The sequence below is a fragment of the Geodermatophilus sabuli genome (assembly GCF_010686765.1).
Lineage (GTDB): Bacteria > Actinomycetota > Actinomycetes > Mycobacteriales > Geodermatophilaceae > Geodermatophilus > Geodermatophilus sabuli_A.
The window spans coordinates 23,786-46,131 of record NZ_JAAGWF010000031.1 but is presented as its reverse complement, the minus strand read 5'-3'; the positions used below and the strand labels follow the sequence as shown (position 1 = coordinate 46,131).

The window sequence follows — 22,346 nt, the reverse complement described above, 5'->3', positions numbered from 1 at the left end:
GGAGGGCAACGCGCTGACCCGCGACGAGCAGATCGCCAAGCTGGCCCTGGTCGTGGAGACCGCCCAGGAGGTCTGGGGCAACGCCTGAAAGAGGACCCGTCCTCCTCACGCCTCGCACGCTCGGCGGGAGCCTCTGGACGGGGCCGCCCGTCTCCTCACCACCCGCAGGCTGGCGGGGGTGGGGGACCCCTCCGGTGGTGGGCGGGGATCGTTCGCAGCATGATCTCCTCGACCGTGAGCAGCGTCGCTCGGGGCGCTGCCGGCATGCAGGAGGCGCGCGATGTCCACGACCGTCAGCAGGCACGACACCGGCGGCGGGCAGTCCCCGAACGGGGGGACGGCCCGCCGCCCGTCGGTCCGGTCCGTGCTGGTCTGGCTCACGGTGGCGGTGGTCGGCGCGGTCTGCTGGGGCGTGCTGGCCATCGCCCGGGGCGAGACGATCTCCGCGCTCTGGCTGCTGTTCGCGGCGCTGTGCTCGTACGCGATCGCCTACCGCTTCTACTCGCGGTTCATCACCTACAAGGTGCTGCGGGCCGACGACGAGCGGGCGACCCCGGCCGAGCGGCTGGAGAACGGCGTCGACTTCGACGTCACCGACCGCCGGGTCCTCTTCGGGCACCACTTCGCCGCGATCGCCGGCGCCGGCCCGCTCGTCGGCCCCGTCCTCGCGGCGCAGATGGGCTACCTGCCGGGCACGATCTGGATCGTGGTCGGCGTCATCTTCGCCGGCGCCGTCCAGGACATGACCGTCCTGTTCTTCTCGATGCGCCGCAACGGGAAGAGCCTCGGCCAGATGATCCGCGAGGAGATCGGCGTGGTCGGCGGCGTCGCCGCGCTGATCGCCGTCTTCGCGATCATGATCATCATCCTGGCGGTGCTCGCGCTGATCGTGGTCAACGCGCTGGCCGAGTCGCCGTGGGGCGTCTGGTCCATCGGGCTCACCATCCCGATCGCGCTGTTCATGGGCGTGTACCTGCGCCGGCTCCGGCCGGGCAGGGTGCTCGAGGCGACCGGCATCGGCGTCGCGCTGCTCCTGCTGGCCATCGTCTCGGGCGGCTGGATCGAGGACAGCGCGCTCGGCGAGACGCTGACCCTCTCCAAGGAGTGGCTGGTCCTCGCGCTGGTCGTCTACGGCTTCGTCGCCTCGGTGCTGCCGGTCTGGCTGCTGCTCACCCCGCGCGACTACCTCTCGACCTTCATGAAGGTCGGCGTGATCGTGCTGCTGGCGATCAGCCTGATCGTCGCCCGCCCGGTGCTGCAGGCCGACGCGGTGACCGACTTCGCCCGGGAGGGCACCGGCCCGGTGTTCGCCGGCTCGCTGTTCCCGTTCGTGTTCATCACCATCGCCTGCGGTGCACTGTCGGGTTTCCACGCCCTGATCTCGTCCGGGACGACGCCGAAGATGGTCGCCAAGGAGAGCCAGGTCCGGCTCATCGGCTACGGCGGCATGTTGATGGAGTCCTTCGTCGCCGTCAGCGCCCTGATCGCGGCCTGTGTCATCGACCAGGGCCTCTACTTCGCGATGAACAGCCCGGCCGGGGCGACCGGCGGGACGGCGGAGTCCGCCGCCGCCTTCGTGCAGGGTCTCGGGTTCGACACGACGGCCAACCAGCTCGCGCAGGCGTCCGCGGAGGTGCAGGAGGACACCCTGATCTCGCGGACCGGCGGCGCCCCGGCGCTGGCGGTCGGTCTGGCCCAGGTGTTCAGCCAGGCGTTCGGCGGTGGCGGCCAGGCGTTCTGGTACCACTTCGCGATCATGTTCGAGGCGCTGTTCATCCTCACCGCCGTCGACGCCGGCACCCGCGTGGGCCGGTTCATGCTGCAGGACACGGTCGGCAACGTCTGGAAGAAGTTCGGCGACCTGTCGTGGCGGCCGGGCAACATCATCGCCAGCGCCGTCGTCGTCGGCCTGTGGGGCTCGGTGCTCTACATCGGCGTCACCGACCCGCTGGGCGGGGTCAACCAGCTCTTCCCGCTGTTCGGCATCGCCAACCAGCTGCTGGCGGCCATCGCGCTGACGCTGTGCACCGTGCTGCTCATCAAGCACGGGAAGCTCCGCTACGCGTGGGTGCCCGGGATCCCGTTGGTCTGGGACCTCGTCGTCACCATGACCGCGAGCTGGCAGAAGGTCTTCTCCGGCGACCCGCGGGTCGGCTACTTCACCCAGGCGAGCGTGTACCGCGACGCCCAGGACGCCGGGGAGGTCCTGGCACCCGCCACCGATCAGGGGCAGATGGACCAGGTCATCTTCAACTCCACGCTCAACGGCATCCTGCAGGCCGTCTTCGCGCTGCTGACGCTGGTCGTGGCCGCCCACGCCGCGGTGGTGATCATGCGGGCGATCCGGGCGGGGGGCCTGCCGACCACGGAGGAACCGGCTGTGCCGTCGAAGCTCGTCGAGCCTGCCGGGCTCTTCCCGACCGCGGAGGAGAAGCGGGCCATCGCGGAGCACGAGCGGCTGGTCGGTGCCGGGGCGGGTCGCACCGAGGCGGAGGCGAAGTGACCGCCGGCGGGACGGTGGCGCGCGCCTGGCGGGGCGTGCGCTGGTACCTCAAGGAGTTCACCGGCGAGGCCCGCTGGGACGACTACCTGCAGCACTGCGCCGCGCACGGGCACCAGCCGGTCAGCCGGCGGGAGTTCGAACGACGCCGGGCGGATGCGCTGGAACGGATCCCGGCCAGCCGCTGCTGCTGACCCGGGCGCGGCCCGGGTGGGCACCGGGGCCGCGCACCGTGGTCCTCAGCCGCGCAGGCCGGGGAACTGGTCGTCGCGCCACTCACCGGACCGCGGACCCTCCGCGCCGGCCAGTTCCTGCTCCCGGGCCCGGAGCTCCACCCGGCGGATCTTCCCGGAGATGGTCTTGGGCAGGTCGGCGAACTCGATCCGGCGCACCCGCTGGAACGGCGCGAGGTGCTCGCGGGCGTGGCGCAGGATCGCCAGCGCCGTCTCCTCGGTGGGCTCGTGGCCGGGCGCGAGGGCGACGTAGGCCTTGGGCACGGCCAGGCGCACCGGGTCCGGCGCCGGCACCACCGCGGCCTCGGCGACCGCAGGGTGCTCGATGAGCACCGACTCCAGCTCGAACGGGCTGATCTTGTAGTCCGAGGCCTTGAAGACGTCGTCGGTGCGACCGACGTAGGTGATGTAGCCGTCGGCGTCCCGGCCGGCGAGATCCCCGGTGCGGTACAGGCCGCCGGCCATGGCCTCGGCGTCGCGGCCGGGATCCCCCTCGTACCCGGTCATCAGCGGCAGCGGGCGTCCCGACCCGTCCGACGGCGCGAGGTCGAGGCAGATCTCCCCCTCGCCGGGCCCCTCGACCCGGTCGCCGGTGAGCGGGTCGACGAGCACCACCGGGACGCCGGGCAGCGGCCGGCCCATCGAGCCGGGCACCAGGCGGGCCTCCGGGGTGTTGCCGATCTGCGCGGTCGTCTCGGTCTGGCCGTAGCCGTCGCGGACGGTGAGGCCCCAGGCCCGCCGGACCTGCTCGATGACCTCCGGGTTGAGCGGCTCGCCGGCGGCGACGACCTCGCGCAGCGCCCCGGGACCACCGCTGAGGTCGCTGGTGATGAGCATCCGCCAGACCGTCGGCGGGGCGCAGAACGACGTCACCCGGTGCTCCCGCAGCCGCGCGAGGAGCAGCTGCGGGTCCAGCCGGGTGTAGCCGTACAGGAACACCGTGGCCTCGGCGATCCACGGCGCGAAGAAGCAGGACCACGCGTGCTTGGCCCAGCCCGGGGAGGAGACGTTGAGGTGCACGTCACCGGGCTGCAGCCCCAGCCAGTACATCGTGGTGAGGTGCCCGACGGGGTAGGAGACCTGGGTGTGCTCGACCAGCTTGGGCCGGGAGGTGGTGCCGGAGGTGAAGTACAGCAGCAGCGGGTCGCCGGGCGCGGTGCCCGGGTGCGCGGCCGGACCGGCGTCCAGGCCGGCGGCGTCGTGCAGGTCCGCCCAGCCCTCGGCGTGGCCGACGCTGATCCGGGTGTAGTCGCCGGGCACCTGCTCGAACTTCGCCGTGTCGGCCGGGGCGCAGACGACGTGCCGTGCCCGGCCGCGGGTGATCCGGTCGGTGAGGTCGGCGGGGCCCAGGGCGGTGGTGGTCGGCATGATCACCGCGCCGAGCTTGATGACGGCCAGCATCGTCTCCCACAGCTCGACCTGGTTGCCCAGCATGAGCAGCACCCGGTCGCCGCGGCCCACGCCCTGCGCGCCGAGCCAGGCGGCGACCCGGTCGGAGCGCCGGGCCATGTCGTCGAAGCTGCGGGTCGTGGCGGTCCCGTCCTCCCCGACGAGGACGAGCGCCGGCCGGTCGTTGCCGCGGGCGACGGCGTCGAACCAGTCCACCGCCCAGTTGAACCGGTCGCCCAGGTCCGGCCAGTTGAACTCCGCCACCGCGCGGTCGTGCTGCCCGCGCAGGGCGAGCAGGTGGTCGCGGGCGGCCCGGTAGGCCTCGGTGACGGTCATGGGTGCGCAGTCTGCTCCGGACCGCGGCGGGTCGGGGCGAGCGCTGGACCGGGCGACCGTTTTGCCTCCGGCCGGAAGGGCGAGGAACCTGTCCCGAGCGGCGGTGCCACCGGGGTGCCGCCGTCCACGAGACCCCGGGAGAGGCATGGCCGGCATGTACGCCCGTTCGACGACGGTCCACGGCAAGCCAGAGTCGATGGACGACGGGATCGCGTTCGTCCGTGACGAGGCCATGCCGCTGATGCGGCAGATGGACGGCTGTGCCGGTCTGTCCATGCTGGTCAACCGCGAGTCCGGCCACTGCATCGTCACGACGTCCTGGCGGGACGAGGCGGCGATCACCGCCAGCCGGGAGCAGGTCGGGCCGTACCTGGAGCGCACCGCGGAGGCGCTCGGTGGCCGGGCGGAGGTGGAGGAGTGGGAGATCGCCGCCATGCACCGGGTGCACGAGGTGCACCACGGGAGCGCCACCCGCGTCACCTGGCTGCGGACCGCCCCGGAGGCGGTCAACCGGGCCGTGGACGCCGTCCGCCTCTCCCTCATGCCGCGCCTCGACGACCTGCCCGGGTTCTGCAGCGTCAGCGCCATGGTGCGCCGGAACGAGGGCGCGACGGTGTCGGCCGTGGCCTACGACAGCTGGGCGGACCTGGAGGACGCGGGCGAGCAGGCCCGGGAGTTCCGGGAGGAGTTCGGGCCGTCGATGGGTGTCGAGGTCGTCGACACCGCGGTGTTCGAACTGGTCATCGCCCACCTCGGGGTGCCCGAGACGACCTGACCGCGGCGTTCGTCCCGGCGCGGCCCCCGACCTCTCCCGAGGCCGGGGGCCGCGCTGCGTCGGGGCTCGTGACCGGTTCGTGATTGCCTGGCGGGCAAGGACACCCTAAGTTCGGTTAGGCAACCCTCATCTCGCCGTCGGTCTGATCGCGTCAGCACTGCCGACTGCTCGACCACGGCGGCGCTGTCCCCCCGGCGCTGCTCCCGACCGGAAGGACACCATGCGCTCCGCGACACGTCTCCTGGCTCTGTCGACCGCTGCCCTGCTCACCGGCGGGCTGGCCGCCTGCTCGTCATCGGCCTCGGCGGGGGACGAGGCCGAGGGCTCCGCCGACTTCACCCCCGTGACGATCGAGCACGCGCTCGGCTCGACGACGATCGAGTCGAAGCCCGAGCGGGTGGCGACGGTGAACTGGGCCAACCACGAGGTCCCGCTCGCGCTCGGCGTCGTGCCCGTCGGCATGGCCGCCGCCAACTTCGGCGACGACGACGGCGACGGCCTCCTGCCGTGGGTCAGCGACCGGCTCGAGGAGCTCGACGCCGAGGTCCCGGTCCTGTTCGACGAGACCGACGGCATCGACTTCGAGGCCGTCGCCGACACCGATCCCGACGTCATCCTCGCCGGCTACTCGGGCCTGACCCAGGAGGACTACGACACGCTCAGCGAGATCGCGCCGGTCGTGGCCTACCCGGAGGGCCCCTGGGCGACGCCGTGGCGCGAGGTCATCGAGATGAACGCCGCGGGGATGGGGATGGCCGCCGAGGGCGAGGAGCTCGTCGCGAGCATCGAGCAGGACATCGCCGACACGCTCGCCGAGTACCCGCAGCTCGAGGGCACGTCGACCATGTTCATGACGCACGTGGACACGACCGACCTCAGCGAGGTCAGCTTCTACACGCCGTTCGACACCCGGAGCGCCTTCTTCGAGGACCTCGGGCTGACCACCCCCGCGAGCGTCGAGGCGGCCTCGACCGACCCCGAGCAGTTCTCGGGCACGGTGAGCGCCGAGCAGGTGGACGTCTTCGACGACGTGGACGTCATCGTGACCTACGGCGACCAGGCCCTCGTCGACGCGCTGAACGCCGACCCGCTGCTCTCCCAGATCCCCGCCGTCCAGAGCGGCGCGATCGTCCTGCTGCCGGACACCCCGCTGGGCACCGCGGCGAACCCGACCCCGCTGGCCATCTCCTGGGTGCTCGAGGACTACGTCTCGATGCTCGCCGAGGCAGCTGACAAGGGTCGGTGACGACTGCTCCCTCCGTTCCGGCCCCGGACGCCGCCGTCGCGCGGCGCCCGGGGTCGGTCCGGCTGCTCTGGCTCCTGGTGGTCGTGGCGGCTCTGGTCGCGCTCATGGCCGCCTCGGTCGTGGTCGGCTCCCGCGACGTGGGCTGGTCGGACGTCGTCGCCGCCCTCGGCGGGTCGTCGGACACCATCGGCCAGGCCGCCGCCACCAAGCGGATCCCCCGGACGCTCCTCGCGGTCGTCGTCGGCGCGGCGCTGGGCCTCTCCGGCGCGGTCATGCAGGGCGTCACCCGCAACCCGCTGGCCGATCCCGGCGTCCTCGGCATCAACATGGGGGCGTCGCTCGCCGTCGTCGTCGGGATCGCCTGGTTCGGGCTGTTCTCGGCGACCGCCATCGTCTGGACGGCGATCGTCGGCGCCGCCGGCGCGGCGGTGTTCGTCTACGCCGTCGGCTCGCTGGGGCGGGGCGGGGCGACCCCGCTCAAGCTGGCCCTGGCCGGGACGGCGACGTCGGCCGCGCTCGTCTCGTTCATCACCGCCATCGCCCTGCCGCGCGGTGACATCGCCGAGAGTGTCCAGTCGTGGGAGATCGGCGGCGTCGGCGGTGCCACCTTCGACGCCATCGGCACGGTGCTGCCGTTCCTCCTCGTCGGGTTCGCGGTCAGCCTGCTGTCGGCCCGCAGCCTCAACTCGCTCGCGCTGGGCGACGAGCTGGCCGCCGGCCTCGGCGAACGGGTCGTGCTCGCCCGGGGGACCGCGGCGCTCGGCTCGGTCCTGCTCTGCGGCGCCGCCACCGCCGTCGCCGGGCCCATCGGCTTCGTCGGTCTCGTCGTCCCGCACCTGTGCCGGCTCCTGGTCGGCGTGGACCACCGGTGGCTGCTGCCGTTCTCGGCCATCGCCGGTGGCTGCCTGCTGACCGCCTCCGACATCGTCGGGCGCATCGTGGCCCGCCCCAGCGAGCTCGACGTCGGGATCGTCACCGCCCTGATCGGCGCACCGTTCTTCATCTCCATCGTCCGCCGGCAGAAGGTGCGTGAGCTGTGACCGCCGTCGCCGCACCGCGGCCCGCGACCGTCGACGCCGTCGCCCGGGGCAGGACCCGCCGCGCCGCCCGCCGCCGCCTCGTCGTCGCGGTCCTCGCCGTCCTCGTCGTCGCGGCGTTCGCGGCGTCGCTGATGATCGGGCAGACGTTCTACCCGCCCGGGGACGTGCTGCGGGTCGTCCTGGGTCAGGACGTGCCGGGCGCCTCCTTCACCGTCGGCCGGCTGCGGCTGCCGCGGGCGGTCCTCGCGGTCGTGGCGGGACTCTCCTTCGGTCTGGCCGGCGTGACCTTCCAGACGATGCTGCGCAACCCGCTGGCCAGCCCCGACGTCATCGGCATCACCTCCGGGGCCAGCGCGGCGGCCGCCTTCGCCATCGTGTTCCTCGGCTGGAGCGGGACCGCCGTCTCGGTCACCGCGATCGTCGCCGCGCTGGGCGTGGCCGTGCTCATGTACACGCTGGCGTTCACGGACGGCGTGGCGGGCACCCGGCTCATCCTGATCGGCATCGGCATCGCCGCGATGTCCAAGAGCATCACCTCCTACGTCCTCTCGAAGGCCGGGGCGTGGGACTTCGCCGAGGCGCTGCGCTGGCTCACCGGCAGCCTCAACGGCACCACCTGGGGCGCGACCGTCCCGGCCCTGCTCGCGCTGGTCGTGCTCGGGCCCCTGCTGCTCGTGCTGACCCGGGACCTCTCCGGGCTGCAACTGGGCGACGACACCGCCTCCGCGCTGGGGATCCGCGTCGAGCGGACCCGGATCACGGCCATCGTCGGGGCGGTCGGCCTGCTCGCCTTCGCCACGGCCGCGTGCGGTCCGATCGCCTTCGTGTCCTTCCTCGCCGGGCCCATCGCCGCCCGGATCGTGGGGCCGAACGGCTCGCTGCTGGTCCCGGCCGCGCTCGTCGGGGCACTGCTGGTGCTCGTCGCGGACCTCGTGGGCCAGTTCGCCCTCGGCACCCGCTTCCCGGTCGGCGTCGTCACCGGCGTGCTCGGCGCCCCCTACCTGATCTACCTGATCGTCCGCACCAACCGCGCCGGAGGCTCGCTGTGAGCGGCTCTGCTGTCCTGGCGGCTCCGCCGCACACGAGCGAACGGGAAACGCTGTGACCGCCACCCACTCCCTCGCGGCCGAGGCCCTGACGCTCGGGTACGGCGACCGCACGGTCATCGACGAGCTCGACCTCGTGGTGCCGCCCGGCCGGATCACGGCGATCGTCGGAGCCAACGCCTGCGGGAAGTCGACGCTGCTGCGGTCGATGTCGCGGCTGCTCGCCCCCCGCGGCGGGCAGGTGCTCCTCGACGGCAAGGCGGTGCACCGGCTGCCCGCGAAGGAGCTGGCCCGCACGCTGGGCCTGCTGCCGCAGTCCCCGATCGCGCCCGAGGGCATCACCGTCGCCGATCTCGTGGGCCGGGGCCGCCATCCGCACCAGGGCGTCTTCACCCGCTGGCGCAGGGAGGACGACGAGGCGGTCGCGGCCGCCCTGGAGGCGACGCAGACGACGACCCTCGCCGACCGGCCGGTGGACGAGCTGTCGGGTGGCCAGCGCCAGCGGGTCTGGATCGCGATGGCCCTCGCCCAGCAGACCGACCTGCTGCTGCTCGACGAGCCGACCACCTTCCTCGACGTGGCCCACCAGGTCGAGGTCCTCGACCTGCTCACCGACCTCAACCGGGCGCGCGGCACGACCGTGGTCATGGTCCTGCACGACCTCAACATGGCCGCCCGCTACGCCGACCACCTCGTCGCCCTGGCGGCCGGCCGCGTGCACGCCGCCGGCACGCCGGAGGACGTGCTCACCGAGGACCACGTGCGTGCGGTGTTCGGCCTCGACAGCCGCGTCATCGTCGACCCCACCTCGGAGCGGCCGCTGATGCTCCCGATCGGCCGGCACCACATGGCGGCCGCCGCCCCGCGGGACGTCGTCCGACAGGTGGGTTGACCGCGCTCGGACGGGATCAGTGGGCGGGCTCGCCGAACCAGCGGGAGAGGTGGTCGTCCAGGTCCTGCTGGTCGTCGCCGATCCAGGCGACGTGGCCGTCGGGGCGGAGCAGGACGCACGGAGCAGCCAGGTCCGCGGTGGGGTTCGCGAGGTCATCCACCCGGTCCGACCAGCCGCCGGCGGTCAGGCGTCCGGTCCGGTCCAGGAGGAGGCCGCGGCCGCGGTGCAGCAGACCGTAGAGGTGGCCGTGTCCCACCCGGATGTCGCGCAGGCGGCGGCCGAGCAGGTCGGGGCCCGTCCCGAAGTCGTAGCGGATGCCGATCCCGGTGATCTTCTCGATCAGCCGGCGGTTCACCTCCTCGACGTCCATCAGCTCGGTGAGCAGCCTGCGCACGGCCCGCGGGCCCGGGCCGGGGGACAGCAGTTCCAGCTGGGCGCGCGTGTCGTCCAGCACCTCCTCGGCGACCGGACGCCGCTCGGCCTGGTAGGTGTCCAGCAGGGTGCCCGGCGCCCAGCCGCGGACCCGTGCGGCCAGCTTCCAGCCGAGGTTGACGGCGTCCTGGACGCCGAGGTTGAGGCCCTGTCCGCCGATGGGTGGATGGACGTGGGCTGCGTCGCCGGCCAGCAGCACCCGCCCGACCCGGTAGCGGTCGGCCAGCCGGGTGGCGTCCCCGAAGCGGGACGTCCAGCGCGGGGAGTGCACGCCGAAGTCGGTTCCGGCGAGGGCGCGCAACTGTCGCCTGAAGTCCTCGAGGGTGGGCGGTTGCGCGCGATCGCTGACCCCCGCGGCGGGGACCACGACGTGGTAGAGCCCCGGGCCCGCGGGCCTGAGCCACCACCGCCGGTCGGTCTCGCCGACCGCGGCCACCGTGGCGGCGATCTCCTCCGGCGGCACACCGACTGCCAGCTCGCCCATCAGCGTCTCGGTCCGCGTGGGCTCGCCGGGGAAGCCGACGCCGAGCGCCTTGCGGACCGTACTGCGCCCGCCGTCACAGCCCACGAGGTAGCGCGAACGCAGCTGTTCCCCGTCCGCCAGCTCGACGGTCACCCCGTCCTCGTCCTGCACGAGGCCGGCCACCGCACGACCGCGCCGGACGTGCGCACCCAGCTCGACCGCGTGCTCCTCGAGCAGGCGGACGATGACCGGCTGCGGGATGCCGAGCAGGTAGGCGTGCGCCGAGTCGAGGCCCCGGGGCGCGGGTGCGCCGATGGCGGCGAAGAAGCCGCCGGCCGGACGCCGTCGTCCGTGTTCGAGGACGCGCTCCAGCAGTCCGCGCATCGCCATCAGCTCGATGCTGCGGATGTGCAGACCGACGATGCGGGCGAACGGCGGGGGCTCGGCCTCCTTCTCCAGGACGAGCACCCGCACGTCGTGCAGCCGCAGCTCGGCGGCCAGCATCGCACCGGTCGGCCCGCACCCGGCGATGACCACGTCGGTGGGTCCACGCTCGACCGTTCCGGCCGACGACGGCTCGGCGGTGGACTGCAGAGGGTGCATGGGAGTTGCCTCTCGGGAGGGCCTCGTGGGCGAGGCGCTCCCGGCGACACCTACGTCGATCGCCCGACCGTGACGGAACGGGGGAGCACCCACATCGATACGGCGTCCATGGGTCTCACCTCCTCGGGCGGTGTCACGATCAACGGCACGCTACGAGCGCGGCACCGTCCGGTCCAGCGCCTTTCCCGGCCTCGTCATCGGCGACCAGCAGACGGCAACGGGTCCCCACGCGCCGCCGTCGGTGCAGTGTCGGCGACTCGTGGGGACCCGTGGGGGACCGAGCGGGCCGACCTGCGGCATCACCGCAGGTCAGCCCGCTGACGGAACTCAAATGTCGTAGTACATCGCGAACTCGTGCGGGTGCGGGCGCAGGCGGATCGGGTCGATCTCGAACTCCCGCTTGTACTCGATCCACGTCTCGATCAGGTCGGGGGTGAACACCCCGCCGTCGATGAGGTAGTCGTGGTCGACCTCGAGCCGGTCGAGGACGGCGTCCAGCGACGCGGGCACCTTCTCGATGCCCAGGGCCTCCTCGGGCGGCAGCTCGTAGAGGTCCTTGTCGACCGGCGCCGGCGGCTCGATCTTGTTCTTCACGCCGTCCAGGCCGGCCATGAGCATCGCCGAGAAGGCGAGGTAGGGGTTGGCCGACGGGTCGGGCACGCGGAACTCGATGCGCTTGGCCTTCGGGCTGTCACCCGAGATCGGGATACGGGTACAGGCCGAGCGGTTGCGCGCGGAGTAGACGAGGTTGATCGGCGCCTCGTAGCCGGGCACCAGGCGGTGGTAGCTGTTGACGGTCGGGTTGGTGAACGCCAGCAGCGACGGGGCGTGCTTGAGCAGCCCGCCGATGTAGTGCCGGGCCATGTCGGACAGGCCCGCGTAGCCGGTCTCGGCGTGGAACAGCGGCTCGCCGTCCATCCAGAGGCTCTGGTGGCAGTGCATGCCCGAGCCGTTGTCGCCGAACAGCGGCTTGGGCATGAAGGTGACGCTCTTGCCCTCGGCCCAGGCGGTGTTCTTGATGATGTACTTGAACAGCATCAGGCTGTCGGCCGACCGCAGCAGCGTGTCGAACTTGTAGTTGATCTCCGCCTGGCCGCCGGTGCCCACCTCGTGGTGGCCCCGCTCGAGCTCCAGACCGGCCTTGGTCAGGTTGGTCATCATGGTCGAGCGCAGGTCGCTCTGGTGGTCGTAGGGCTCGACCGGGAAGTAGCCCCCCTTGGGCCGGGTCTTGTAGCCCAGGTTGGGGCCGCCGTTCTCGCCGGTGTGGGAGCCGGTGTTCCACGAGCCCTCGACGGCGTCGATGTGGTAGTAGCCCTCGTTGATGCCGGTGCCGTGGCGGATCGAGTCGAAGACGTAGAACTCGGCCTCGGCGCCGAAGTAGGCGGTGTCGGCGATGCCGCTGCTGGCGAGGTACGCCTCGGCCTTCTTCGCCACGTTCCGCGGGTCGCGGCTGTAGGCCTCCCGCGTGATCGGGTCGTGGATGAAGAAGTTGACGTTGAGCGTCTTGTGCCGGCGGAACGGGTCCAGGAAGGCGCTGTTCGCGTCCGGCAGCAGCAGCATGTCCGACTCGTTGATCGCCTGGAAGCCGCGGATCGAGGAGCCGTCGAAGCCGAGCCCGTCGGAGAACGTGTCCTCGCCGAAGGCCGTCGCCGGGATGGTGAAGTGCTGCATGACGCCGGGCAGATCGCAGAAGCGCACGTCGACGTACTCGACGTCGTTGTCGCGGATGTAGGCGGCGACCTCGTCGGGGCTGGTGAACATCGATCCTCCGGGATTGGGCTGACTACCGAACCGCAAGTTACGAGGGGGGAGTTGCCCGCCAGTGTCTCTGGTGTTTCAGACCGGTAACAACGGGCCGGGCGTGTCGCCGTGACTCCCTGCGGGGGCCCGGCGCGAGCCGGCGGGCGGTCGGGGGCGGGGAGTCCTCTCACTACGCTGGCGGTCATGGTCGGGGACGCGCAGCCACCCTCTCAGGAGCGCCGCCGCGGCGCCTCGCTGGGGCTGCCCGCCGACGGACCGGGCTCCCTGGCCACGTTCTCCAGCCGGGCGGTGGCCTTCGTCGTCGACGCCCTCGCCGCGGGGCTGGTCGCCGGCCTGGTCACCGCACCCCGGCTCCCGGGCAACTGGAGCCTGCTGTCCTTCGGCCTGGTCACGGTGGGCACGCTCGTCGCGTTCGGGCAGACCCCGGGCATGCGGCTGCTCGGACTGCGCCTGGCGCACCCTCGAGCAGCTGAGCGACTGGCCCTCTGGCGGGTCCTCGCGCGGACGGCGCTGCTGATGCTGCTGGTGCCGGCCCTCGTGGTGGACGCCGATGGCCGGGGGCTGCACGACCGGCTGACCGGCACCGCCGTCGTCCGGGCCTGACCCCGTCCCGCGGACGCCGGCGGGTACCGCCGAGCCGGCATCGACGCAGGCAGGGCCACGGGCGGTAGCGTCGCCCGATGGCGCACGGACGCGGCCCGGGCCGGCTCGGGAGGGCTGCTGCCGCGTTCACCAGCAACGCCCGGAACCCCGACCTCCGCCGGGCCCAGCTGAGCTTCCTCGGCGCGTGGACGGCCGAGTGGGCGTTCACCGTGGGACTCGGCATCGTGGCCTACCGGGACGGTGGGGCGACCGCCGTCGGGTTGGTCGGCCTGCTGCGGATGGTGCCGTCGGCGATCGTGGCCCCGCTCCTGTCCCCGCTGGCCGACCGGGGGCGCCGGGAGCGCGTCCTGATCCTGGTGTCCACGGTGCGCGGTGTGGCCACCGCCGCAGCAGCGGTCGTGGTCGGCCTGGCCGGTCCGCCGCAGATCGTCTACGCGCTGGCCGTGGTGTCGACGGTGGCGGCCACCCTCTTCCGGCCCGCGCACTCGGCACTGCTCCCGTCGCTGTGCCGCACCGGGTACGAGCTGGCCAGCGCCAACGTGGTCCGTGGGCTGCTGGACTCCGTGGCCACGCTGGCGGGTCCGCTGCTGGCGGCGGTGTTGCTGCAGTTCTCCGGCGTGACCGTCGTGTTCGCCGTCGCCGCGGGCGCCTCCCTGTGGGCGGCGGCGCTGCTGCTGCGGCTGCGGTACGACGCGCCACCGCGCCCGTCCGCCCCGGCGGAGGTGCACCTGGTGGAGGAGGCGGTCGACGGGGTGCGTGCCGTCGCCGGCAACCGCGACCTGGCCCTCATCGTGGGCCTCGCCGCGGCGCAGACGTTCACCCGAGGAGCGCTGACCGTGCTCACCGTGGTGGTCGCCATCGACCTGCTGGGCACCGGCGAACCGGGCGTCGGCACCCTCACCGCCGCCATCGGGGCAGGTGCCGTCCTGGGGTCGCTCGCCGCGTCGCTGCTGGTCGGGACGCGCCGACTGGGCGCGTGGTTCGCCGTCGGGGTGACCTTGTGGGGTCTCCCGGTCACGCTGATCGGCGTCCTCCCGCACGAGGCCGCCGCGTTGGTCCTGCTGGCCTCCGTCGGGGTCGGCAACGCGCTGATCGACGTCGGCGGGTTCACGCTCCTGGGGAGGATGGCGCCCGACGACGTGCTGGCGCGGGTGTTCGGGGTGCTGGAGAGCCTCGTCGCCCTGGCCATGGGGCTCGGGGCGGTGGTCGCGGCCCTGGTGGTCGAGCTGACCGGCGTCCGGCCGGCGCTGGTGGCCGTCGGTCTGGTGTGCCCCCTGGCCGCGGCGGCGTCGTTGCGCCGGCTGCGCCGCATGGACCGGTCCATCGGTGTCCGCGACAGGGACATCGAGCTGTTGCAGGCGGTGACGATGCTGAACGTCCTGCCGCTGCCCGCCATCGAACAGCTCGCCCGCCGCCTCGAGCCGGTCGCGGTGCCGGCCGGCCAGGTCGTGTTCGAGCAGGGCGACATCGGCCACCGCTACTTCGTGATCGAGTCCGGTGCCGCCGACGTCATCGGGGACGGACGAGCCGTCGCGACGCTCGGCCGGGGGGAGGGGTTCGGGGAGGTCGCGCTGCTCCGGAGCATCCGGCGGACCGCCACCGTCCGGGCCACCAGCGACCTGCGGCTCCAGTCGCTGGGCTCCGACCACTTCCTCCCGGTCGTGCTCGGCTACACGCCGAGCGCCCGGGAGGCGGGCACGGTCGTCGACACGATGCTCCACCGCTACTCGCCGCGGGACGACCTCGGGCAACCGGCCGGATAGGCGTCCCGTCGGTCGTCGCCGGTGCCGTCGGACTACCGCCGGCGGACCTGCCGCTGGCTCACCGACATCTGCCGGCCGCCGGGGAGCGGACCGCCCGGCACCGGCATGCGGCCGCCACCGAGGGCCGACAGCCGCTTGCCCAGGGCGTTGAGCTGCCCGCCGTCGAGGTTTCGGGGCAGCTTCATGACGTGCGCGCTGAGCTTGCGCAGCGGGACCTGACCCTCGTCGTCCCCGACGACGATGTCGTAGATGGGAGCGTCGCCGACCACCCGGGAGATCCGCTTCTTCTCCTGCGCGAGCAGCGGCCGGACGCGTCCCGGGGCCCCCTCGGCGACGAGGATCACGCCGGGCCGGCCGAGCACCCGGTGGACGGCGTCGAGCTGGGTGGTGCCGGCGACGCCGGAGGAGACCCGCCAGTCACCGCGCATGCCCTCGAGCACCCACGCAGCGGCACCGGGCTGGCCCTCCACCTGGCGATAGGCCGACCCCTGGGCCCGGCGGCCGAAGACGACCAGCGCGGCGAGCGCACCCAGCAGGACCGCCACCGGGATGAACAGGAACGGGGCTCCGAGCAGGATCGCGATGAGCTCGACGAGCCCGGCCACCACCACGAAGGCGATGAGCATGACCCACGGGAGCCTGGGATCGCTCTTGCGGGTCAGCGAGTAGGCCTGCTTGATCATCCGGACCTGGTTGCCGACCTTCTTCAGCCGGCCCACCTTCGGCTGCCCGTTCTTGTCCAGCTTGGGTGCCTTGCCACCTCCCCCGGTGGCCGTCGCGCCGGAGGCGGTCGACCCGCCCCGGCCGCTCTTGCCTGCACTCGGGCCCCGCCCGGCCTTGCCGGTCGGTGCGGGGGAGTCGGTGGACCTGCTGCGTGCCATGCCTAGAGGATAGGGGCGTCCCGCACCCTCCCCTGCCGACCTGCCGCGGCCGGTCAGATGGAGGGCGTCAGACCGCGCGCCTCGACGGCCTGCTGGTAGAGCCGGCCTGCCCGGTAGGAGCTGCGCACCAGCGGCCCGGCGAGCACCCCGGGGAACCCGATGGCCTCGGCCTCGGCCTGGAGACCGACGAACTCCTCGGGCTTCACCCAGCGGACCACCGGGTGGTGCCGCGGTGAGGGCCGCAGGTACTGGGTGATGGTGAGCAGGTCGCAGCCCGCCTCGCGCAGGGCGCGCATGGTCTCGACCACCTCGGCGGGCTCCTCGCCCATGCCGAGGATCAGGTTGGACTTGGTCACCAGCCCGGCGTCCCGGGCGGCGGTGATCACCGCCAGCGAGCGGTCGAACCGGAAGCCGGGGCGGATCCGCTTGAAGATGCGCGGCACCGTCTCGACGTTGTGCGCGAGCACCTCGGGTCGGGAGGAGAACACCTCGGCGAGCTGGGCCGGGTCGGCGTTGAAGTCGGGGATGAGGAGTTCGACGCCGCAGCCGGGCAGGGCGGCGTGGATCTGGCGGACCGTCTCGGCGTAGAGCCAGGCGCCGCCGTCGGGCAGGTCGTCGCGGGCCACCCCGGTGACCGTGGCGTACCTCAGGCCCATGGTGGCGACGCTCTCGGCGACCCGACGCGGCTCGTCGGCGTCGAAGTCGGCGGGCTTGCCGGTGTCGATCTGGCAGAAGTCGCAGCGCCGGGTGCACTGGTCGCCACCGATGAGGAAGGTCGCCTCCCGGTCCTCCCAGCACTCGTAGATGTTGGGGCAGCCGGCCTCCTCGCAGACCGTGTGCAGCCCCTCGCGCCGGACCAGCGACTTCAGCTCGGTGTACTCCGGGCCGGTGCGCAGCCGCGTCTTGATCCACTCGGGCTTGCGCTCGATCGGGACCTGGCTGTTGCGGACCTCCAGGCGGAGCAGTTTGCGGCCGGCGGGTGCGATCGAGGAGTCCGGGGAGGGGGTCGCGGCCACCGTCTCACTCATGATCGGCCACGGTACTCCGGACGTACGACGGCGCCCGCCCCGTCGGGGCGGGCGCCGTCGGAGGGGGTCAGGACGACGGGTTGCGCTCGTCGTCCGCGTCGGAGCCCACCGCGCCGGTCGCGGTCTGCGGCTGGTCGTTCGGCGAGGCGGTGGCCGTGTCCAGCGCCGGGTCGCTCGAACCGCTCGTGGCGGTGCCGGGGGTGTTGGACCCCGCACCCTCGGAGGGGCCCGGCTGCTGGGCCCACGAGCCCGCGTCGGTGTCGGGCGGGGTGGCGTCGCCCGGGGTGGTCTGGGCGGTGGAGACGGTCTTGCCGGAGTTGCTCGGTGAGCTGGGCACGGGGTCCTCTCGGTAGCTGGGCACGGGACCGTCCCCGGCGGGGGCGGGGGTCCAGAGGTCGTCCTGCTGGCGGCGGCGCAGGACGGCGAAGGCGGCGGCACCGACGGCCAGAGCGGCCAGCAGCCACGGCCAGCGGGCGGCGGACTCCGCCTCGACCGCGGCCGTCACCTTCTTCGCCTTCTTGGCCGAGCGGGCCGCCTTCTTGCCCAGCGCCCTCCGCTTCTTGGCCGCGCGCTTGCGCGCCTCGTCGGTGGTGGCGGTGAGCTCCTCGCGGCGGACCTCGAGCTCGTCCAGGGCGTTGTGCAGCCCCGCGACGATCGAGTCGCGGGTGCTCTCCAGCACCGGGCTGACCGCCTCGCGGGCGGCCAGCACCTTCGGCGTGGCGTACGCGAGCGTGGCGGCCTGGGCGGCGGTCAGCCGGGGGACGACGTCCTTCTCGAGCGCCCGCTGCGCGGCCTCGCGGGCGGTCTCCACCCGCGGGCCGAGGTCGGCCGCGGCGCGGGTGGCCGCTGCCTGTGCCGCGGTCACGGCGGCGGCGACGCGGGGCCCGGCCACCTGGCGGGCGGCCCCCACCCGCGGCCCGAGGGCGTCCCGGGCGGCCTCGACCCGCGGCGCGAGCGCCTCCCGGGCGGCCTCGACGGCCGGCGCTGCGACGGCGACGGCGGCGGCGACCTTCGGCGCCACCGCCAACTGGGCAGCTGCCAGCGCCGGGCCGGTCGCCTCGCGGGCGGCCTCGACGCGCGGTGCGAGCTGTTCCGCCGCCGCCCGACCGGCCTCGGCCACCGCCGTCCCGATGTGGCTGAAGCCCTCGTGCAGCTCCTCGCCGATGATCTGGCCGTGCGTCTTCTTGCGGAACACGAGATGCACCTCCGAGTTGATCGTCTCGGCGGTCATCCTGCCCGCTGGGGACGGCGGGCACACCCCCGGGGCCACCTCCGGACGGCGGTGGGGAACCGGCCCGGATAGCGTCGCCGGGTGGAACTGCGCATCTTCACCGAACCCCAGCAGGGCGCCACCTACGACGAGCTGCTGGCCGTGGCCCGGCGCACCGAGGAGACCGGCTTCGACGCCTTCTTCCGCTCCGACCACTACCTGGCCATGGGCGGGGACGGGCTGCCGGGCCCCACCGACGCGTGGGTCACCCTGGCCGGCCTCGCCCGGGAGACCACCCGGATCCGGCTCGGCACGCTGATGACCGCGGCGACCTTCCGGCTGCCCGGTCCGCTGGCGATCGCGGTCGCCCAGGTCGACCAGATGAGCGGCGGCCGGGTCGAGCTCGGCATCGGCTCGGGCTGGTTCGAGGCCGAGCACGCGGCCTACGGCATCCCCTTCCCGGAGCTGGGGGAGCGGTTCGACCGCTACGAGGAGCAGCTGGCCGTCATCAGCGGGCTCTGGTCGACGCCGGCGGGGGAGACCTTCGACTTCGCCGGGGACCACTACCGCCTGGCCGGCTCCCCGGCGCTGCCGAAGCCGGTGCAGGAGGGCGGCATCCCGATCCTCGTCGGAGGGCGCGGCAAGCGGCGCACCCCGCGCCTCGCCGCCCGCTACGCCGCCGAGTTCAACGTGCCCTTCGCGTCGGTGGAGGACAACGCCCGGCTCTTCTCCGGGGTCCGCCAGGCCTGCGAGGAGGCCGGCCGCGACCCGTCCTCCATCGTCTGCAGCTCGGCGCTCGTGCTCTGCGTCGGCCGGGACGAGGCGGAGCTGTCCCGCCGCGCCGGCGCCATCGGCCGGGAGGTGGGGGAGCTGCGGGAGCACGGCGCCGCGGGCAGCCCGGCCGAGGTCGTCGACGTCCTGGGGCGCTACGCCGAGGCCGGGGCCACGCGGGTGTACCTGCAGGTGCTCGACCTCGCCGACCTCGACCACCTCGATCTGGTGGCCGCCGAGGTGGCGCCCCAGCTGGGGTGACCGCCGTGTGGCCAGGGGCCTCGACCTCGAGCTGAGGTCGAGGCCCGCGGGGATGGCCGGGGCCGGCGCCGCCCCGGAGTAGGATGGGGACGTGACCGGGCGGTTCCTCCTTTCCCGGCCGCGCTGACGCCACCCTCCCGGCCAGCGCGGCGACCCCTCCTGTGCGAGGGGTTTTTTGCTGTCCACCCCCGGTACCCGCGACCCAGGAGCACTACGTGAGCCAGACGGCAAGCCAGGCGAGCACCGAGACCACCGGCGACGGGGTCCCGCCGCACCGCTACACGCCGGAGCTGGCGCAGTCGATCGAGCTCGCCTGGCAGGACCGCTGGGAGGCCGAGGGCACGTTCCACACGCCGAACCCCACCGGGCGCCTGAGCGACGGCTTCGACCGGGTCGCCGACCGGCCCAAGTACTTCGTGATGGACATGTTCCCGTACCCGTCGGGCGCCGGACTGCACGTCGGGCACCCCCTGGGCTACCTGGGCACCGACGTCACCAGCCGGTTCCGCCGCATGGACGGCGAGAACGTGCTGCACCCGATGGGGTACGACGCCTTCGGCCTGCCCGCGGAGCAGTACGCCGTGCAGACCGGGCAGCACCCGCGGGTCACGACCGAGGCCAACATCGCGGCGATCCGTGCGCAGCTGCGCCGGCTGGGGGTCGACCACGACGACCGCCGCAGCTTCGCCACGATCGACCCGGGCTACTACAAGTGGACCCAGTGGATCTTCCTGCAGCTGTTCGGCGCCTGGTTCGACGCCGACGCCGGCAAGGCCCGCCCGATCGAGGAGCTGGTCGCCGAGCTGGACGCCGGCACGCGGCAGCCCGCCCCCGGCACCGTCCCGTCGGGCCTCCCGTGGGCGGAGCTGGACGACGTGTCCCGCCGCCGGGTGGTCGACGCGCACCGCCTGGCCTACCTGCACGAGGCGCCGGTGAACTGGTGCCCGGGCCTGGGCACGGTCCTCTCCAACGAGGAGGTCACCGCCGACGGCCGCTCCGAGCGCGGGAACTTCCCGGTGTTCCGGCGTCCGCTCAAGCAGTGGATGATGCGGATCACCGCCTACGCCGACCGGCTGATCGACGACCTGGACCGGCTGGACTGGAGCGACTCGCTCAAGCTGATGCAGCGCAACTGGATCGGCCGGTCGACCGGTGCGCGGATCCGGTTCGGCTGCGGCGACGCGACCGTCGAGGTGTTCACCACCCGCCCGGACACGCTGTTCGGAGCCACGTACATGGTGCTGGCACCCGAGCACCCGCTGGTGTCCAGGCTGACCGCCGACGCCTGGCCGGCCGGCACCGACCCGCGCTGGACCGGCGGGGCGGCGACCCCCGGTGCGGCGGTGGAGGCCTACCAGCGGCAGGCCTCCCGGCGCTCCGAGCTCGACCGACAGGACGCCGGCCGCGAGAAGACCGGCGTCTGGCTGGGGGTCACCGCCGTGAACCCGGTCGACGGCCGCGAGCTGCCGGTGTTCATCGCCGACTACGTGCTGACCGGCTACGGCACCGGGGCGATCATGGCCGTGCCCGGTGAGGACACCCGCGACTTCGAGTTCGCGGAGGTCTTCGGGTTGCCGGTGGTCCGGACCGTGCAGCCGCCGGAGGACTTCGCGGGCGGGGCCTGGACCGGCGCGGGCCCGATGATCAACTCGGCGAACGACGAGATCTCGCTGAACGGCCTGGACAAGGCGACCGCGATCGCCACGATCACCGACTGGCTGGTCCAGCACGGGCACGGCGAGGCGACCACCACCTACAAGCTGCGCGACTGGCTGTTCAGCCGGCAGCGCTACTGGGGCGAGCCGTTCCCGATCCTCTACGACGAGGACGACCTGCCGGTCGCCGTCCCCGCGTCGATGCTGCCGGTGCTGCTCCCGGAGGTGGACGACTACTCGCCGAAGACGTTCGCCAACGACGACGCCGACTCCGCGCCGGAGCCGCCGCTGTCGCGCGCGACGGAGTGGACGACGGTCGACCTGGACCTGGGCGACGGGCCGAAGCGCTACCGGCGCGAGACCAACACCATGCCCAACTGGGCCGGCTCGTGCTGGTACTACCTGCGCTACCTCGACCCGGGGGACGACGAGCGCATGGTGGACCCGGAACTGGAGCGCTACTGGCTGGGCCCGCGCGAGCCCGGCGACGTCGGCGGCGTCGACCTGTACGTGGGCGGGGTCGAGCACGGCGTCCTGCACCTGCTCTACGCCCGCTTCTGGCACAAGGTGCTGTTCGACCTGGGCCACGTGTCCAGCGAGGAGCCGTTCCGGCGGCTGGTCAACCAGGGCTACATCTCCGCCTACGCCTACACCGACGAGCGTGGCTTCTACGTGCCCGCCGCCGACGTGGTGGAGGAGGACGGGCGGTTCACCTACGAGGGCCGGCCGGTCAACCGCGAGTACGGGAAGATCGGCAAGAGCCTGAAGAACATGGTCACGCCGGACGAGATGATCGGCGCCTTCGGGGCCGACACCTTCCGCGTCTACGAGATGTCGACCGGCCCACTGGACCAGTCCCGGCCGTGGGAGACCAAGGCCGTCGTCGGCTCCCAGCGGCTGCTGCAGCGGATCTGGCGGGTGGTCGTCGACGAGCGGACCGGCGAGGTCCGGGCCGCGGACGACGTCGAGCCCGGCGAGGACACCTCGCGGGCCCTGCACCGGACGATCGCCGGGGTGCGCGACGGCATGGCCACGATGCGCTTCAACATCGCGATCGCCCGGATCACCGAACTGACCAACCACCTGACCCAGACCTACGGCGCGGAGGCCCCGGTGCCCCGTTCGGTGGCCGAGCCGCTGGTGCTGCTGGTGGCCCCGCTGGCCCCGCACGTCGCCGAGGAGATGTGGTCGCGGCTGGGGCACGACTCGTCGCTGGCCTGGACCGCGTTCCCCGTGGCCGACCCGCGCTGGCTCGTCGAGGACACCGTGCAGGTGGCGGTCCAGGTGAACGGCAAGGTGCGGGCGCAGGTCACCGTGCCGGCCGACGCGGACGCCGACGCGCTGGAGGCCGCCGCCCGCGGCGACGAGAAGATCGCCGGGCACCTGGCCGGGAAGACGGTGCGCCGCGTCGTCGCCGTCCCGGGACGGCTGGTCAACTTCGTCCTCGGCTGAGAGGGC

17 protein-coding genes are annotated in these 22,346 nt (G+C 73.2%); 11 read left to right on the top strand and 6 right to left on the bottom strand.

The annotated features are described in order from the left end of the window. Positions 1 to 280 precede the first annotated feature (280 nt). Both GCU56_RS22350 and GCU56_RS22345 read left to right on the top strand, forming a co-directional pair. Entirely contained in the window at positions 281 to 2,503 is a 2,223-nt protein-coding gene (locus GCU56_RS22350; protein WP_163483904.1) for a carbon starvation CstA family protein, read from the top strand. Beyond that, a complete protein-coding gene (locus GCU56_RS22345) occupies positions 2,500 to 2,694 on the top strand; it encodes a CstA-like transporter-associated (seleno)protein (protein WP_163483906.1) in 195 nt (64 codons plus the stop codon). Before GCU56_RS22350 ends, GCU56_RS22345 begins: the two co-directional genes overlap by 4 nt. A 45-nt stretch (positions 2,695 to 2,739) precedes the next feature. Here the strand turns inward: GCU56_RS22345 and GCU56_RS22340 are convergent, their stop codons facing one another. Further along, complete coding sequence (locus GCU56_RS22340) at positions 2,740 to 4,458, bottom strand: AMP-binding protein (RefSeq protein ID WP_163483908.1); 1,719 nt, start codon at positions 4,456 to 4,458, stop codon at positions 2,740 to 2,742. 145 nt (positions 4,459 to 4,603) lie between these two features. Between GCU56_RS22340 and GCU56_RS22335 the strand changes: the two genes are divergently transcribed. The 5 genes from GCU56_RS22335 (at position 4,604) to GCU56_RS22315 (ending at position 9,457) form a co-directional block, all read left to right on the top strand. Continuing rightward, the gene (locus GCU56_RS22335) at positions 4,604 to 5,233 is read left to right on the top strand and encodes a putative quinol monooxygenase (RefSeq protein ID WP_239522670.1); all 630 of its coding nucleotides are present in this window, start codon (positions 4,604 to 4,606) and stop codon (positions 5,231 to 5,233) included. Between the two features lie 220 nt (positions 5,234 to 5,453). Then, on the top strand, positions 5,454 to 6,479 hold the full coding sequence (locus GCU56_RS22330; RefSeq protein ID WP_163483910.1) for an iron-siderophore ABC transporter substrate-binding protein: 1,026 nt from the start codon (positions 5,454 to 5,456) through the stop codon (positions 6,477 to 6,479). Further along, on the top strand, positions 6,476 to 7,519 hold the full coding sequence (locus GCU56_RS22325; protein WP_204332575.1) for an iron chelate uptake ABC transporter family permease subunit: 1,044 nt from the start codon (positions 6,476 to 6,478) through the stop codon (positions 7,517 to 7,519). Before GCU56_RS22330 ends, GCU56_RS22325 begins: the two co-directional genes overlap by 4 nt. Further along, complete coding sequence (locus GCU56_RS22320; RefSeq protein ID WP_163483912.1) at positions 7,516 to 8,568, top strand: iron chelate uptake ABC transporter family permease subunit; 1,053 nt, start codon at positions 7,516 to 7,518, stop codon at positions 8,566 to 8,568. Before GCU56_RS22325 ends, GCU56_RS22320 begins: the two co-directional genes overlap by 4 nt. A 52-nt stretch (positions 8,569 to 8,620) precedes the next feature. Next, a complete protein-coding gene (locus GCU56_RS22315) occupies positions 8,621 to 9,457 on the top strand; it encodes an ATP-binding cassette domain-containing protein (protein WP_163483914.1) in 837 nt (278 codons plus the stop codon). Positions 9,458 to 9,473: 16 nt separating this feature from the next. Here GCU56_RS22315 and GCU56_RS22310 read toward each other — a convergent pair whose 3' ends face one another. Then, the gene (locus tag GCU56_RS22310; RefSeq protein ID WP_163483916.1) at positions 9,474 to 10,955 is read right to left on the bottom strand and encodes an FAD-dependent monooxygenase; all 1,482 of its coding nucleotides are present in this window, start codon (positions 10,953 to 10,955) and stop codon (positions 9,474 to 9,476) included. A 327-nt stretch (positions 10,956 to 11,282) separates the two neighbouring features. Continuing rightward, positions 11,283 to 12,716 carry a type I glutamate--ammonia ligase gene (gene glnA / locus GCU56_RS22305; protein ID WP_163483918.1) on the bottom strand — a complete coding sequence of 478 codons (1,434 nt, stop codon included), beginning with the start codon at positions 12,714 to 12,716 and terminating at the stop codon, positions 11,283 to 11,285. Between the two features lie 183 nt (positions 12,717 to 12,899). On the opposite strand from glnA, the gene GCU56_RS22300 reads away from it, so the two are divergent. Both GCU56_RS22300 and GCU56_RS22295 read left to right on the top strand, forming a co-directional pair. After that, positions 12,900 to 13,319, top strand: coding sequence for an RDD family protein (locus GCU56_RS22300; protein WP_163483919.1), 420 nt, complete (start codon positions 12,900 to 12,902; stop codon positions 13,317 to 13,319). A 77-nt stretch (positions 13,320 to 13,396) separates the two neighbouring features. After that, positions 13,397 to 15,082, top strand: a complete 1,686-nt coding sequence (locus tag GCU56_RS22295; protein WP_163483921.1) for an MFS transporter — start codon at positions 13,397 to 13,399, stop codon at positions 15,080 to 15,082. Between the two features lie 32 nt (positions 15,083 to 15,114). On the opposite strand, the gene GCU56_RS22290 is transcribed toward GCU56_RS22295, so the two are convergent. From GCU56_RS22290 to GCU56_RS22280, 3 genes are all read right to left on the bottom strand, one after another. Then, entirely contained in the window at positions 15,115 to 15,963 is an 849-nt protein-coding gene (locus tag GCU56_RS22290) for a DUF4191 domain-containing protein (RefSeq protein WP_163483923.1), read from the bottom strand. Between the two features lie 53 nt (positions 15,964 to 16,016). Further along, entirely contained in the window at positions 16,017 to 16,991 is a 975-nt protein-coding gene (gene lipA / locus GCU56_RS22285; protein ID WP_163483925.1) for a lipoyl synthase, read from the bottom strand. Positions 16,992 to 17,058: 67 nt separating this feature from the next. Further along, the gene (locus GCU56_RS22280) at positions 17,059 to 18,222 is read right to left on the bottom strand and encodes a hypothetical protein (RefSeq protein ID WP_163483927.1); all 1,164 of its coding nucleotides are present in this window, start codon (positions 18,220 to 18,222) and stop codon (positions 17,059 to 17,061) included. Positions 18,223 to 18,303: 81 nt separating this feature from the next. Between GCU56_RS22280 and GCU56_RS22275 the strand changes: the two genes are divergently transcribed. Together GCU56_RS22275 and leuS are read left to right on the top strand one after the other, a co-directional pair. Next, on the top strand, positions 18,304 to 19,233 hold the full coding sequence (locus tag GCU56_RS22275) for a TIGR03560 family F420-dependent LLM class oxidoreductase (protein WP_163483929.1): 930 nt from the start codon (positions 18,304 to 18,306) through the stop codon (positions 19,231 to 19,233). Between the two features lie 215 nt (positions 19,234 to 19,448). Then, on the top strand, positions 19,449 to 22,340 hold the full coding sequence (gene leuS, locus GCU56_RS22270) for a leucine--tRNA ligase (RefSeq protein ID WP_163483931.1): 2,892 nt from the start codon (positions 19,449 to 19,451) through the stop codon (positions 22,338 to 22,340). Positions 22,341 to 22,346 lie beyond the last annotated feature (6 nt).

Coding starts and splice junctions, on each gene's coding strand:
- GCU56_RS22350 (WP_163483904.1), top strand. CDS start 281: ATGTCCACGACCGTCAGCAGGCACGACACCGGCGGCGGGCAGTCCCCG.
- GCU56_RS22340 (WP_163483908.1), bottom strand. CDS start 4,458: ATGACCGTCACCGAGGCCTACCGGGCCGCCCGCGACCACCTGCTCGCC.
- GCU56_RS22335 (WP_239522670.1), top strand. CDS start 4,604: ATGGCCGGCATGTACGCCCGTTCGACGACGGTCCACGGCAAGCCAGAG.
- GCU56_RS22330 (WP_163483910.1), top strand. CDS start 5,454: ATGCGCTCCGCGACACGTCTCCTGGCTCTGTCGACCGCTGCCCTGCTC.
- GCU56_RS22310 (WP_163483916.1), bottom strand. CDS start 10,955: ATGCACCCTCTGCAGTCCACCGCCGAGCCGTCGTCGGCCGGAACGGTC.
- glnA (WP_163483918.1), bottom strand. CDS start 12,716: ATGTTCACCAGCCCCGACGAGGTCGCCGCCTACATCCGCGACAACGAC.
- GCU56_RS22300 (WP_163483919.1), top strand. CDS start 12,900: ATGGTCGGGGACGCGCAGCCACCCTCTCAGGAGCGCCGCCGCGGCGCC.
- GCU56_RS22295 (WP_163483921.1), top strand. CDS start 13,397: ATGGCGCACGGACGCGGCCCGGGCCGGCTCGGGAGGGCTGCTGCCGCG.
- GCU56_RS22290 (WP_163483923.1), bottom strand. CDS start 15,963: ATGGCACGCAGCAGGTCCACCGACTCCCCCGCACCGACCGGCAAGGCC.
- lipA (WP_163483925.1), bottom strand. CDS start 16,991: ATGAGTGAGACGGTGGCCGCGACCCCCTCCCCGGACTCCTCGATCGCA.
- GCU56_RS22280 (WP_163483927.1), bottom strand. CDS start 18,222: ATGACCGCCGAGACGATCAACTCGGAGGTGCATCTCGTGTTCCGCAAG.